A 14,060-nucleotide genomic window follows, 5' to 3' on the forward strand; every position below is an offset into this window, starting at 1 on the left:
TTTCGAAAAAATAGCTATGGAAATTATTGATCTGCGTCTTGCCCCACAACATATCCCCACCATCGCGCGCTGGCATTTTGATGAGTGGGGTTATTTGAATCCAGGCAAGACTCTGGAATATCGCATTGAACGCATGCAACGGTATATCGCTGACAAGCCAATTCCTTCAATGTTGATTGCCGTTGATGGCGATGTAGTATTGGGAACAGCTGCGTTGGTGGAAGCCGATATGGATAGCCATCCGGAGTTAACTCCCTGGCTTGCCAGTGTGTACATTCGGGAAGATCAACGCGGGGTTGGACTCGGAAAAAAGCTGGTTCAAGCGCTAATGGATTTTGCCGGCCAACAACAGCTCGAACGACTTTATCTGTTTACACCGGATCAAGCCGGTTTCTATGCGAAGTTGGGCTGGAAGGTACTCACTCAAGAAAATTATCGCACTACGCCCGTCACCATTATGCAATTGGATTACTAGTACTGCACACTACTTAACCTATGGTGTGTCACATGGAATTTGATCCCAAGAACAGCAACACAAAAACTAACACCAATGTTAATGACAACAATCGCGGATTTATTGAAACTCACCGCTTACAGACTTGACGATACCCCTCGATAAAGCAGAAATATTATGAACCAAGAGAATTTTTAATCGATCTCATCCGCTTACCGATCAGCATAAAGGGACGCTCAATTAACAAGTGAGCCGCAACGGATAGCCCAACAACCCCAATCAACATAAAAACAAAAATAACCCAATAGAATGGATACCCAATAAGAGAAAAATCAACAGCATCAAAAACAGTGAACGCCACATACAAAAGCATTCCGTGCAAAAGATAAACCCCAAAACTCAAATCACCTAAAATTTTGCTTGCCTTCAACTCAAGCAAACCAAATAGGTTCGCTCCAGACGCCAATAAAATAAACGCCACTCCGGAAATAAGCATCTGCGCAAAGGAATACGTTTCAACAAGACACCCGCACACCAAGCATATAAGCGCCAGCAGACTTGCGCCTGATCTATACATCAATACCAAGCCTGATATCCATTTTTGATCAATCAAAATTGCAGCCATCCAGCCCATAAAAAAGCAAAACGTAAACTTTAACTTTATCACTCCAATCATTAAATCCTGAGCCGTTACAACTCCAACAACAACAGCTACTGCTAACGCCATTAACTTCCCAATACAACGCCCCCCAAAAGCCAGAAGGGGTAAAGCACTGTAAAAAATCCACTCATATTTGAGGGTCCAATCTACGCCTGCGATAATTCTTCGCGTTTCAGGGAATGCATTTATTAGCTCTCCATTAAATAATATCCATTTATTTATTTCGGACAGCAAAATCTTAGGGGCAACGTGGAGCTCCCAGTTACTTTCAATAAAAACAATAACAATTAGCGCGCACACCACAAAAAATACAGCGGAACAATACGAAAAAAACGAGACACGATTAAATCGTGAATATTTACTCGATACCTTTTTCGAATGAGCTGAGTTGAAAACAGGAATCCGGTCGTAACAAAAAATAGGATTACACCAACTTTCCCTAAGTTATGGAAAAATGTTTCGGGCGGACGCCCCCATCCGCCACCAACCTTCCAATACCATGTAACGACAAAATGGTGAATGAAAACGGATATAGCTAAATATCCTCTTAAGCCGTCAATAATTGGATAACGACCACTGTTTTCAGCACATGAATCAAAAAACCTTTCTGGCAACTTAACGAGCAGCAAATGCAAGAGAGCGATCCCAAATACAATTAATAGGCTCGCGATAATGTATATCAATGTTTCCCCCTCAGGATCCACCAGCAACTAGCTAAGGCCAATGCGGCATTTTATATGCAACCCATACAGCAGTGATATCTTTTGAAGTCCCGCAAACAACTAATCAGCAGCCCCTGGGCAATCTTTTTTTGTTAAGATACACCTGTTTCAAAGCAAAAATTAGCATCCGCCGCTTTAGCTCGAGGTCCCTTATGCCTGTTTATCGCTCCAAAACCACAACATCGGGTCGCAATATGGCCGGTGCCCGCGCCTTGTGGCGTGCAACGGGCATGAAAGATGACGATTTCCAAAAGCCCATTATCGCCGTTGCCAACTCTTTTACCCAATTTGTTCCCGGTCACGTTCACCTGAAAGATTTGGGCCAATTGGTTGCGCGCGAAATTGAAAAGGCCGGCGGTGTCGCCAAAGAATTCAATACCATTGCCGTGGATGACGGTATCGCCATGGGTCACGACGGCATGCTCTACAGTTTGCCATCGCGCGACATTATTGCCGACTCGGTCGAGTACATGGTTAATGCCCACTGCGCCGATGCCATCGTGTGTATTTCCAACTGCGACAAAATCACCCCCGGTATGCTGATGGCCGCAATGCGCCTTAACATTCCAGTGATCTTTGTATCTGGTGGGCCGATGGAAGCCGGTAAAACCAGACTCGCCGAGCACAAGCTCGATCTTGTTGATGCGATGGTAATTGCAGTAGACGACAACGCCAGCGACGAGAAGGTCAATGAATATGAGCGCTCTGCCTGCCCAACCTGCGGCTCTTGCTCAGGCATGTTTACCGCCAACTCAATGAACTGTTTGACCGAGGCACTGGGCTTATCCCTGCCTGGCAACGGTTCCTTGCTGGCAACCCACGCTGACCGTGAGCAGTTGTTCCTTGAAGCCGGTCGCCGCATCGTGGAAATCACCAAGCGTTTCTACGAAGAAGATGATTACAGCGTATTGCCACGCTCCATCGCGACTTTTGAAGCCTATGAAAACGCCATGGCACTCGATATCGCCATGGGCGGTTCAACCAATACCATCCTGCATTTGCTAGCTGCTGCGCAGGAGGGCGAAGTGCCCTTCACCATGTTCGATGTAGACCGCATGAGCCGCAAAGTACCGCAGTTGTGCAAAGTTGCCCCCAATACCCAGAAATATCATATGGAAGACGTGCACCGCGCTGGTGGCGTAATGGGCATTCTCGCGGAGCTTAATCGCGGTGGATTGCTGCACAACCAATTGCCGACGGTACACAGCAAAACTTTCCAGGAAGCCCTGGATAAGTGGGACATCATCAGTACGTCGTCTGAAGCTGTAGCGACATTCTACAAAGCAGGCCCCGCCGGCATTCCAACGCAAGTTGCTTTTAGCCAAGCAACTCGGTGGCCGACACTTGACGGTGACCGCGCCGAAGGTTGTATTCGCTCCGTTAAAAATGCCTACAGCAAAGAAGGTGGCTTGGCCGTTCTCAAAGGCAACATAGCACTCGATGGCTGTGTTGTAAAAACCTCCGGTGTTGACGAAAGCTGCTGGGTTTTTGAAGGTAAAGCTTACGTTGTAGAAAGCCAGGATAAAGCGGTTGCCGATATCCTCGACGGCAAAGTCAAAGAAGGCGATGTTGTGGTGATTCGCTATGAAGGCCCGAAAGGTGGGCCGGGAATGCAGGAAATGCTCTACCCCACCAGTTACTTGAAATCCAAAGGCTTGGGTAAAGCCTGCGCGTTGCTGACTGACGGTCGTTTCTCTGGCGGAACCTCGGGCTTATCCATCGGCCACGTATCGCCCGAAGCAGCGGCTGGTGGTGCGATTGGTTTGGTACAGAACGGCGATATCATTCGCATCGACATCCCCAACCGCAGTATTAATGTCGTACTGACCGATGCTGAACTGGATGCCCGCCGTGCCGCCGAAAATGCCAAAGGCCCATTGGCCTGGAAACCGAGCGAAGTTCGTCCGCGTAAGGTTTCTGCATCATTGAAAGCCTATGCGATGTTGGCAACCAGCGCAGACAAGGGTGCTGTGCGCGATTTGAGCAAACTGGACTAAAGCTCTTCTTACGCTGCCATTAGGCAATGGCAGCGTTTTTTATTTGTTGGGTTCTGTGTTTTGAAAAATAAAAAAGCCAGCATAATGCTGGCTTTTTTATTTTATCTTCAGATAATTGCAACTTGGTTACTCTTTCGCTGCTATTTCCTGCTTTTGCTTTTCTTTTTCACAGAAGGTAATCCACTGTGCAGCAATCTTGGATGAGCGAGCATCTTTACCTGCTTCTTTAAAGAACTTGATAGCTTCATCAAAATTCTTCAACTCAAACTCAGCTTGCGCGACAGTCAGGTTGGCGTAATCAACACGCTTGATTCCACCTTTACGCAGGGCGTCACGCCCCCACTTGGATGCTTCTTTGTATTTATCGTTTGCCAGATAAGCTTGCGCCAAACCAATAATCAGCTCACCGTCGGTTGATTTCTCGGCAGCACGCTCATACTCAACCAACGACTCTTTTGAGTTTTGTGCAAGACGCAAAGAATCGGCCAAGGTTTTCAGGTTTTTAGCGGTTGGCTCTACGAGCTTATCAGTATAAATACCTTTCTTGAGTACTTTAGCGGCCTTATAGGGAACCTCTGCCTCCAGGAAAGAATAAGCCAAGTTCACTATATCTTTCTCAGTGGTTAAGCCACCCATCAGGTAACAAGTTTCTAGCGCATTTAATGCATCGTTTGAGCGATCCAACATGCGGTAAACCTGTGACAACTGCTTCCAATAAGGCGCCTTTGGATAATGCTTAATCAGCTTCTCCAAAACCACCAAGCCACTCTTGTAATCCTCTTTGTCAAAATACAAACCACGCTGTAAAACATACCAGGATTCCGCTGGAACCTTACCGGCAGCTTCCTGATTTTTTACTGCTTCGTTGATATTCAACAGAGCATTTTTATTATCTTCCAACTGATAATACAGAGTGGAAAACATGTACGAGTCTTCTGGCTTAAGCTTGTCCGCATACTCGGTCCACTTCAGCAAAGTTTCCAATGCTTTTTTGGGATTATCGAGCTGAGAATACAACTGACCGACAATACGGATAGTCGATGCTTCTGTAGCCAGTGGCATATTGGGAGTCAATGCGAGCATTTTGTTAAAGCTATCAATCGCTTTAGCATAATCCTCAACACCGAGATAGGCATAACCCATGTATTGATTCAACAATACCTTTTCGTATGCGTTCGCCTTGCCAGAGTTTGCTTCCATATCCTTCAACATTTGCATCGCTTTACGCGGATCAGGCTTAACTGACTCATCTTGCGGCTGAAGAAAGTTTGAAGCTTCGGTAATTTTCTTACCGAATGACTCAGTAACGTTTGGAAACTTACGCTGTGCTTCCCCTGCGTGCTTGTTCTTCGCAGTTATCTGAGCTTGCGCGACAGATACCTGCACACCTGAACCAACAGCAGATAACAGATTATTTGCAAGTACCGGTGATACAGCAATCAAACCAGCCAACAGAGTGCGATTAAGAGCAACTGAAACGGCAGGAAATACATGTTTCATTTCATTTCCCCTTATTTTTGCATCTCGTAGGTGAATTTGTTTTTAACACCTGGCACTTCAACCGGCTTGCCATCCACTACTTTCGGCTTGTATTTGAACTTCAGCGCTGCTTTCACAGATGCCCGGTTAAATACAGTTGTTGGCTTGCCATCTTTGGTAATACATTGGTCAGGTATTGGCTGCGGATCGCGCGTGGTTCCGGTTTCAGTTACGGTGTAAACAACTGTGCAGAAACCTTCAATGCCACGAGACAGCGCAGTGCTTGGGTATTCCGGCGGCACTTTAACGATTGGCAAATACTCGCCTTCGCTAAACGCCAAAGAATTACCACCTACATCAATATCAGCCTTCGCAATGGGTGCGCTCATATTTAATGCGTCACCAGATACATCAGGAGCATCGAACTCAGGTTCAGGCAAATCAGGAGGAGTCTCTGGTTCTTGAGGCTTTTCCGGCTTCGCGTCGTCCATACGAGTTTCAATTTTTGTGTTGCTCATGCGAATATCTGGAATCTTCACAGATTTTGTTTCATCTGGAGGAGCAAACTCAGTGTTTACCAGACTATTCATCAAGTACAGGAGCCCCAACGTGGTTATTACCCCGAGGACTCCCGCTATGGTTACTTTAGTAGGATTCATAGCTGCTATTTCTTCTCAGTAGAAACGTTTACGTCAGTTACGCCAGCCTTGCGCGCAGCATTAGCCACTTCAACCACAAATTTTAAGTCAGCATCTTTATCCGACTGAATAGAGATTGCCCCTTTTGGGTTGTCTGCACGCATACGCTCGATTGCTTGACGAAGATTTCGCGGATCGATTTTTTTCTTATCAATCCAGATTTCGTTGTCAGCACCCACCGCAATAAGAATGCTCGCATTGGGCTTATCATCTGCCGTAATAGCATCGGGTCGCGTTACGTCTTTGCCGGTTTCTTTGATGAATGTTGCAGTAACGATGAAGAAGATCAACATAATAAACACGACGTCCAACATGGGCGTCAGGTCAATTGCTTGAGCCTCTTCTTCACGCTTTGGATTATTCCTGCTCATGAGACATCTCTTTCATACAGGTTAAATTTCTCGACCAAACTACGGATCACTACAATCAGTGATCCATAGTTAAATGGTCTGCAAACAATGCCTTTTCGCTATCTGCGACACGGGTTAAATAGGTGTTTGCAAACACACCAGAGATCGCAGCAACCATTCCCGCCATTGTGGGAATCGTTGCCTTAGAAACCCCGCCAGCCATAGACTTGGCATCACCACCACCCGTATTTGCGAGAACACCAAACACGTCGATCATACCTGTAACCGTACCCAGCAATCCCATTAAAGGGCAAATGGCAACCATTGCTGCAATAAAATCCAGGTTTTCACTAATCTTTCCATCCATACGCGAAATCATCGCCATACGAATTTGGTGGGCGTTCCAAGATTTGCGTTCTTTCCTGGATTCCCAAATATTTAATTGCCCCTGAATCTCACCTCTCAGACCACCTTTGAAAAATAGCACTCTCTCAAATATGAGTACCCACATTACAAAAGTTAGGGCGGCGATGAGATACATCACAAAGCCACCCTGATCCAAGAAAGCTTTTAGAGGGCTAAGAGCATCCACTAAAGCCTGCATGGTTTATCTCCTACTTGCGCTCAGCGTTTTCAGCAATAATACCCGTCGTTTGCTCATCCAATACATGAGTTACTGACTTCGCACGACCATTTACCAACGTATGCATCAGAACCATTGGGATAGCCACTAACAAGCCCTGAACAGTAGTAATCAATGCTGCAGAGATACCGCCTGCCATGTTTTTAGGATCACCAGCACCGAAGATGGTAATCGCCTGGAAGGTAGTAATCATACCGGTTACTGTACCTAACAGACCCAGCAGAGGAGCAACTGCAGCGATAATTTTAAGAATCGCCAAACCACTTTCGATTGCTGGACGCTCTTTCAAAACGGCTTCTTCGAGTTTTAACTCTAAAGTTTCAGCGTCAACATTTTTATTTTCCTGCGCAACTTTCAATACGCGACCCAGCGGATTGTTAGTATTAGGGTTCGCTGAATTTTTGAGCTGCGATTTAACTTTTGCACTCATTGCGAAGAGCACAAGAATGCGCCACAAGCCCAACAAAATACCGAAAATGCCTACGTAAACAATTACCCAGCCTACTGAACCACCTTGATCCAAATATTCTTTAAATGTCGGCTTTTGAATCAGCGCAGACAATAATTGACCACCAACAGGACCTGTTGGATCGATACCTAAGTCAACCACACCTGATGTTGCACTTTGCAATGCACTAGCAGACTGGAGCATAGCTGAATCAGGTTGACGAGCTAACTCTTCAATTTTGCCATCTGCATAGCTCAAGTAAGCGCCATTTGAAACCAAATTGTAAGCACCGACACGAACGATTTCTTGCGATGCAGACTCGCCATTTGGCTTGACAACATTACCCGTGAACTTAACCACACGACCAGTCTCAACCATTTCACGTTGAACTTCGTACCACAGACGCTCAATTTCTTCGATGTCTGGCAACTGGGTACTGCCGTTCATTTTTTCGATCAATGTATCCAAGAAGTCACCACGATTCGGCAACTGTGCGCTCACCAGAGAGGTTTCCAACGTCGCGCGCAAGTCACCAGCAGTCGAGGTCAAGTGACCAAAAAGCTCGCGCATTGAGCCCAAACGCTCAGTCAATTGATTTTTCTTTTGGGTAACCAGTAATTGCTGTTCAGCGTACTTTTTCTCTAACGCTTGTGAGCGAGCCTCTTCGGCTTGACGGGTTGCTTTAGCTTGAGCCAATAAATTTGCTTGACCCGCTTTATCGCGTGCAAACTCAGCTTCACGTTGCTTATGCTCAGCAGACTCACTGATTTGGGATTTTTTTACCATATCCAACAACTGGTCAAGAGACTGCGCCTTATCTTGCGCGACCGCAAAACTAGCACTCATTACACCAGCAGCAGCGAGCATCAAGCAGCTTTTAACAAACTTCATTTTCATTGTGCTGCCTCCGGAGCCTGAATAGGCATAGTCATAATATCTTTGGTTGCCTGATCACGGGCAATTTTCAAGCCTTTAAGAATTTCACTGTTATAAGACGCATCCAAAGGCAACCACGCTTTTTGAGCGGAATCCCAGTAGCCGCTGGATTGAGCATCTGTAGTTTGATACATCAGAGAAATACGTCCAACACGCAGAATGTTAACTTCACGATCCTGCCCGTCTATCGACAAAGTAGTTTTGTACGCTTCGATAGTGCTGCCGTAAGCAGATTCAATTTTGTAAGCTTCGAGCACTTGGCGGAATTTTTCAGATACGGAGATATCAGCGCGATCCTGATTGGTACGCAGCATAGCGATACGATCTTTACGCTCGTCTAGAGAGAAAGGCTTATCCAGAGCTACGAATTGCTCGAGGCTGTCCAGCATACGGAAAATTAATGGCTGAATTTGACGCTCAATTACAGTCACTTTTTCAATAGATTGATCCAGCTCAGTAACCACGGTCAGTTGCTTGGCAACTTGCTTTTCCATTTGGGCGTTGAAAACACGCAGATCGTCGATCAGTTTGTTCTGGCTTTTAAACTCTTGCGTCAGATCGTCAGTTTCCTGAGCCAGTCTGTCGATACGCTTTTGAGACTCTTGCGCCAAAGTTGTTTTGGCTTGGCCCGCCTGGAGCACTGCATCCAGACTTTGATCTGCCATGGCAACGCTTCCCATTAGCGCGCCGGCAGAAAGCATGGTGGTAATAGCCACTGCTTTCAATCGCTGCTTTTTCATAATCCCCCCAACTGGGTTTCAATCAAGTGAGTTTGTGACAACCAGCTGTCACAGACGCGTTATCCACGTAGCCCCAAAAACGGGGCAGCTAAGAACGCCGGCATTGTAATAAGCGCTATCACCTACTTCCAATGATTTATCCTTAAGCTTTTTACGTGTGTATTTTGGTATCAACCCGGTAACACGACATTGCTTTCAATAAGTGCACCGGTAACACAAAAATTCTTTTTAATCTGTGCGCCAACCTTTATTGCTGCACCGGCAGCAATTACGCAGACTCCCTACTCGCTGTTGGCTGCTTTTGAAATACAAGAAACTCATGTGGCAACTCTGCAGAAGCATCGCCCGCCGTTACCGACTCAAGTTTCCATTGCACATCGGACATTTCAGGAAAGAATGCATCCCCTTCACAGTCAATATTGATGCGAGTTAAATACACGGTATCAACGGAATCGAGGGTTGCACGATAAATCTCGGCGCCACCAATAATCACCGCCTCAGCTTTTGCGCCTGCTACTTCAGAGGACGCCTTGCCAGCCTCAAGCACCGCTTTCGCAATCGAATCCACAACAATCACTCCTTCGGCCGCAGACCAATCCGGATCACGAGTTATAACTATATTCGTCCTTCCAGGGAGAGGGCGACCAATAGACTCATAAGTCTTGCGCCCCATAATGATGGGCTTACCAAAAGTAACAGCCTTGAAATATTTAAGGTCCTGCGGAAGATGCCACGGCAATTGATTATTGCGGCCAATAACACCATTTCTGGCAGCCGCGACTATGATGGCCAATTTCATGCAGAGTCTTCGCCTTCTTATTTACAACTTATCTATGCCAACAACCAACGAACACCACTAAATGGCAATAGGCGCAACTATACGCGGATGGGGTTGGTAACCTTCGAACTCAAAATCTTGCAGTTCATAGTCGAAAATCGACCCTGGTTTTCGAAGAATTCTAAGTGTAGGCAAGTTTTTCGGTTTGCGTGTTAATTGTTCGTAAACTATGTCGTCTGTAATGTGATTGTTATACAAATGGCAATCACCAAAGGTGTGAACGAAATCCCCCACACCGAGATCACACTGCTGCGCAATCATATGCGTCAACAGGGCATAGCTGGCGATATTAAAAGGGACCCCAAGAAAAAAGTCCGCGCTGCGCTGATAAAGCTGGCAAGACAACTTTCCTTCCGCCACATAAAATTGAAACAGTGTATGACAAGCCGCAAGCGCCATTCGCCCTTGCTTTACATTGTCTTGAGGACTCATTGACTCATCGGGTAAATCGGCCGGATTCCAGGCGCTGACGATGAGTCGGCGAGAATAAGGATTCTTTTTAATCTGCTCAATAACCTGGGAAATCTGATCGATAGTAGAGCCGTCCGGGCAAGCCCAACTGCGCCACTGCTTACCATATACAGGTCCAAGATCGCCGCTTTCGGTGGCCCATTCATTCCAGATACTACATCCACGCTCCTGCAACCAATTCACATCCGTGCGCCCCTGCAGAAACCAAAGTAATTCGACGATAATGCTTTTTAGGTGGACCGTTTTAGTGGTGACCAGAGGAAATCCATCGTTGAGATTGAAACGCAGCTGACGCCCGAACACCGAGCGAGTCCCCGTACCAGTGCGATCACCGCGCTGAATCCCGTTTTCAACCACATCCCGCATCAATTCAAGATATTGTTTCATTCGCTCAAATTCGCTCTCTAAATTTTCTTACACTTTTTGCGATTGCCCGGATTTAGCCGCAAACCCGTAGGCATAAATAATCAAGCCAACACCTAATACAAACATAGGCACACAGAGCAGCTGCCCACGCGTCATCCAACCCAATAAATCAAACCCTATTCCCTGATCCGGTTCGCGCACAAACTCTACGCCGAAACGGAACAGCGAATAACCAATTAAAAACACACCTGAAGTCGCACAACGGGGTCTTGGTTTGGCTGAAAACCAGAAAACAATGATGAAAAGAACCAGCCCCTCAAGAAATGCCTGATAAAGCTGGCTTGGGTGGCGCGCAACGCCAACGGGGTCCATAGCTTTCGGGAACACCATCGCCCAAGAAACGTCGCTTACACGCCCCCAGAGCTCCTGACCAATAAAATTACCCATGCGACCAAAGCCCAAGCCCAACGGCACTATAGGTGCGACAAAATCCATCACACTGGTAAACGGGCGATTAATTCGACGGGAATAGATAACCATCGCCACTATGACGCCGATTAAGCCGCCGTGAAATGACATACCGCCCTCCCATACACGCAACAGCCATAGAGGGTCTTGTAGCCACTTGTCAAAGTTATAGAAAAGCACATAGCCACAACGCCCTCCGAGGATGACCCCGAAAGCGCCATAGGTAATTAAATTTTCAACCTGCACCTTGGTCACGGGTGAGTTCGGCATCCGAGTCCGATAAACCGCAATTAGCCAGGCGCTCAGAAAGGCCAGCAGATACATAACGCCATACCAGTGCACGCTCAACGGGCCAAGCGTGACATTGCCGAGATGTATGGGGTCTTTGAGCAACGTAAAGGCAACAGGATTGATATCTGGGTACTGCAGCATAAACACCTGAAAATCTAACTAACGCTTGAAGCGACATTATGGCGCAGTTTTATGACCGCACCGAGAAAGTAAATGTAAAGGGAGTCATTTAATTACTATCGGAAGTTACCGGACGAATCAATCGGGTTAGGCCAGTGTCACGCAGCTCGCGCTCAATGTGCTCACGAATCTGATCGCCATTTGACATACGCATCACCTCTGCCAACAACTGCTTGGCACGCGCAAAAGTGATTCCGCGAATCACTGATTTAACCTTGGGCAGGTTGGTAGCGTTCATGGACAACACATCAAATCCCATAGCCATCAATAAAATTGCCGCACCAGGGTCGCCCGCAAGCTCACCACAGATACTGACGCTAATACCCGCATCGTGTGCGGCATAGACAATGTATTGCAACGCACGCAGGACCGCCGGATGGAACGCCTGGTACAAATCCGCCACCTGCGCATTATTGCGATCCACCGCCAGTAAATACTGGGTAAGGTCATTGCTGCCCACTGATAAAAAATCTACCCGGCGCGACAACTCAGGAGCAAGGTAAACCACCGCGGGAACCTCGATCATCACCCCGACTTGGGGCTTACGCACGCGATAACCCTCCTCCAGCAATTCCTTGTACACCCTGGCGATTAACGCCCGTGAGGCTTCTACTTCCTGCATATTGGTAATCATCGGCAGAAGAATACGCAAATTATCCAAGCCTTCACTGGCTTTGATCATTGCGCGAATCTGCGCGAGGAAAATTTCCGGGTGATCCAAGGTAACTCGAATGCCGCGCCAACCAAGGAAAGGGTTGTCCTCCTCTATTGGGAAATACGGCAGCGCTTTATCGCCACCAATATCGAGGGTGCGCATAGTGACAGCATGAGGGGCAAATGCCTCCAACTGCTCCCGGTAGATCGAACGCTGCTCCTCCTCGCTAGGGAAGCGATCGCGCAACAAGAACGGCACTTCCGTCCGGTAAAGGCCGACACCTTCCGCACCGCGCTCCAACGAGCGAACCACGTCCGCCATTAGGCCGGTATTCACATGTAGCGGCAGGCGATATTTATCCGGTGTTTCACAGGGCAAGTTTTTCAAGGCCTCCAGCCCTTTTACCAGCGCCTGCTCTTCTAAATATATAGCCTTGTAATGTTTGCGCAATTGCGGATTGGGGTCGCAATAAACAGCGCCTTTGTAACCATCAACAATAATTGGACGACCATCGATCTGGGTAAAAGGCAGATCCACAGCGCCCATTACCGTGGGAATATCCATCGCCCTGGCCAAAATAGCCACATGCGAGTTGGATGAGCCTTGCACAGAAACCAATCCGGCGAGCTTTTCTTTGGGAATCTCGCCCAGCATGGAAGCTGTCAACTCCTCGCCAATTAAAATAGTTTTGTCCGGATAGACGCGAGCCTTCTGGTTGGACTCTTGCAGATACTCCAACACCCTTCGCCCCAAATCACGCAAATCGGTAGCGCGCTCACGTAAGTAAGGGTCATTCATACTATTGAATATACTTTCATGTTCCAGAATGACCTCGCTCCAGGCATAAGCAGCCACAGCGCCTTTACGAATCCTTGCCACCACTTCGCCGCCAAGTGACGCATCATCCAGCATGGCTAAATAGGCATCAAAAAGCGCCTGCTCTTCACGATTAATTCGCTCTTTGAGCTTAATCCCTAGCGTTTTTATATCCTCGCGCACAGCAATAAGGCTACGCTGAAAAAAATCTATTTCTGCATCAACATTTTTACAAACCTGATAGGGTACTGAGCGCAAATCCGCCGATGGGGCGATTACCACCGCTTCCCCTATGGCAATACCCGACGCCCCCGAAACCCCAACAAACTTGGACTGACTTGCCTTGTCACCAACAGGAATTACACCGCCGGTAGCCTCGGCATGGGCAATTACTCCCGCCAACTGAGCAGACATGGTTACCAAAAATGCTTCTTCACCTTCATCAAAGCGGCGCTGCTCCACTTGCTGAACTACCAGAACCCCCAGCACTTTTCGATGGTGAATAATTGGAACACCAAGAAATGAGCTGTAGCGCTCTTCCCCCGTCTCCGGGAAATATTGATAGCTTGGATGAGCCTCTGCATGCTCAAGGTTGATAGGCTCCTCACGTACCACAACTCGCCCAACCAGCCCCTCACCTGCCCCCAAGCGAACCTTGCCCACCGCATCAGCGTTAAGGCCGTCAGTCGCCATAAGTACATAGTCGCCTTTCGGGTCGCGCAGGTAGACCGAGCAAACATGCGTTTTCATCGCCTGCTTCACGCGCGCCACAATAATCGCCAGCGCGCTCTTCATGTCGCGCGCAGCGTTTACTTCCTGAACTATGGAACGCAATGAGTTCAACATG

12 protein-coding genes and 1 pseudogene are annotated in these 14,060 nt (G+C 47.5%); 2 read left to right on the forward strand and 11 right to left on the reverse strand.

Translation table 11 applies throughout. From position 1 onward, the window contains the following. The first annotated feature begins 16 nt into the window (after positions 1–16). Complete coding sequence (locus D0C16_RS14185; RefSeq protein ID WP_151032953.1) at positions 17–475, forward strand: GNAT family N-acetyltransferase; 459 nt, start codon at positions 17–19, stop codon at positions 473–475. Positions 476–629: 154 nt separating this feature from the next. On the opposite strand, the pseudogene D0C16_RS14190 reads toward D0C16_RS14185, so the two are convergent. Further along, a pseudogene (locus tag D0C16_RS14190) lies at positions 630–1,819 on the reverse strand (acyltransferase family protein). Between the two features lie 170 nt (positions 1,820–1,989). Here D0C16_RS14190 and ilvD point away from each other — a divergent pair. Continuing rightward, a complete protein-coding gene (ilvD, locus tag D0C16_RS14200; protein WP_151032956.1) occupies positions 1,990–3,834 on the forward strand; it encodes a dihydroxy-acid dehydratase in 1,845 nt (614 codons plus the stop codon). A gap of 126 nt (positions 3,835–3,960) precedes the next feature. Here ilvD and D0C16_RS14205 read toward each other — a convergent pair whose 3' ends face one another. The 10 genes from D0C16_RS14205 to ptsP form a co-directional block, all read right to left on the reverse strand. Next, positions 3,961–5,334: a hypothetical protein gene (locus D0C16_RS14205; RefSeq protein WP_151032957.1), complete on the reverse strand. Its 1,374-nt coding sequence runs from the start codon at positions 5,332–5,334 to the stop codon at positions 3,961–3,963. Positions 5,335–5,345: 11 nt separating this feature from the next. Continuing rightward, positions 5,346–5,972, reverse strand: a complete 627-nt coding sequence (locus tag D0C16_RS14210; protein WP_151032958.1) for an energy transducer TonB — start codon at positions 5,970–5,972, stop codon at positions 5,346–5,348. A 5-nt stretch (positions 5,973–5,977) separates the two neighbouring features. Continuing rightward, positions 5,978–6,382, reverse strand: coding sequence for a biopolymer transporter ExbD (locus D0C16_RS14215; RefSeq protein WP_151032959.1), 405 nt, complete (start codon positions 6,380–6,382; stop codon positions 5,978–5,980). A gap of 55 nt (positions 6,383–6,437) precedes the next feature. Then, positions 6,438–6,965, reverse strand: coding sequence for a MotA/TolQ/ExbB proton channel family protein (locus tag D0C16_RS14220; RefSeq protein ID WP_151032960.1), 528 nt, complete (start codon positions 6,963–6,965; stop codon positions 6,438–6,440). Positions 6,966–6,975: 10 nt separating this feature from the next. Beyond that, entirely contained in the window at positions 6,976–8,349 is a 1,374-nt protein-coding gene (locus D0C16_RS14225) for a MotA/TolQ/ExbB proton channel family protein (protein WP_151032961.1), read from the reverse strand. Then, a complete protein-coding gene (locus D0C16_RS14230; RefSeq protein WP_151032962.1) occupies positions 8,346–9,128 on the reverse strand; it encodes a DUF3450 domain-containing protein in 783 nt (260 codons plus the stop codon). Before D0C16_RS14230 ends, D0C16_RS14225 begins: the two co-directional genes overlap by 4 nt. A gap of 268 nt (positions 9,129–9,396) precedes the next feature. Next, positions 9,397–9,927: a dihydrofolate reductase gene (locus D0C16_RS14235; RefSeq protein ID WP_151032963.1), complete on the reverse strand. Its 531-nt coding sequence runs from the start codon at positions 9,925–9,927 to the stop codon at positions 9,397–9,399. Positions 9,928–9,984: 57 nt separating this feature from the next. Beyond that, positions 9,985–10,824 carry a thymidylate synthase gene (locus D0C16_RS14240; RefSeq protein WP_151032964.1) on the reverse strand — a complete coding sequence of 280 codons (840 nt, stop codon included), beginning with the start codon at positions 10,822–10,824 and terminating at the stop codon, positions 9,985–9,987. Between the two features lie 27 nt (positions 10,825–10,851). Next, positions 10,852–11,703 (reverse strand): prolipoprotein diacylglyceryl transferase, encoded by an 852-nt coding sequence (gene lgt, locus D0C16_RS14245; protein WP_151032965.1) that lies wholly within the window; start codon positions 11,701–11,703, stop codon positions 10,852–10,854. Between the two features lie 88 nt (positions 11,704–11,791). Continuing rightward, a complete protein-coding gene (ptsP, locus tag D0C16_RS14250; RefSeq protein WP_151032966.1) occupies positions 11,792–14,059 on the reverse strand; it encodes a phosphoenolpyruvate--protein phosphotransferase in 2,268 nt (755 codons plus the stop codon). Between the last annotated feature and the right edge of the window lies 1 nt (position 14,060).

The sequence above is a fragment of the Cellvibrio sp. KY-GH-1 genome (assembly GCF_008806975.1).
Taxonomy (GTDB): domain Bacteria; phylum Pseudomonadota; class Gammaproteobacteria; order Pseudomonadales; family Cellvibrionaceae; genus Cellvibrio.